This is a genomic window from Vibrio sp. 2134-1, assembly GCF_033339495.1.
This window is the reverse complement of the sequence record NZ_JAWOUS010000683.1, coordinates 1-593: the sequence shown is the minus strand read 5'-3', so window position 1 is coordinate 593 and position 593 is coordinate 1. Positions and strand designations below refer to the sequence as shown.

Below are 593 nucleotides of genomic sequence, written 5' to 3'. Positions count from 1 at the left end.
CTGTTGATTGGTATCGGAGTTTGGATTTCTCCAAGTATTGAACAAACCTTCTTTGGTGGCGACATGCGCTTGTTTTTGACCAATCACGGGATTGGTTTTGATCAGCGTAATTCCTTGGTGGTTGGCCTTGCGATGGGCTTTGCCGTGATTCCTACCATTTTTACCATTGCGGAAGATGCCATTTTCTCTGTACCGAAGCACTTGTCTGATGGATCGTTAGCGCTTGGGGCCACTCCTTGGCAAACCTTGATTTACGTCGTGCTACTTACGGCCAGCCCAGGTATTTTCTCCGCCATTATGATGGGGCTTGGACGTGCGGTTGGTGAGACGATGATTGTCTTGATGGCGACTGGCAACACGCCGTTGATGGACTGGAACATTTTAGAAGGACTTCGCAGCTTATCGGCAACCATTGCGGTGGAGTTGCCAGAGTCAGAGGTTGGCAGTTCGCATTATCGTTTGTTGTTCCTCGCTGCGTTGATTTTGTTTGTCTTCACCTTTGCTGTGAACGCGCTGGCAGAGTTGGTACGTCAAAGATTGAGAGATAAATACCGTGCGTTGTAGTTTAGATCAGGAAAAAGAGCGAGTGACTG

The 593-nt window shown here is 48.4% G+C and carries 1 protein-coding gene; it reads left to right on the top strand.

What is annotated here, in order from left to right:
* The coding region (locus R7R78_RS27945) for an ABC transporter permease subunit (protein WP_225474830.1) at positions 1 to 564 on the top strand (564 nt) is incomplete at its 5' end.
* Between the last annotated feature and the right edge of the window lie 29 nt (positions 565 to 593).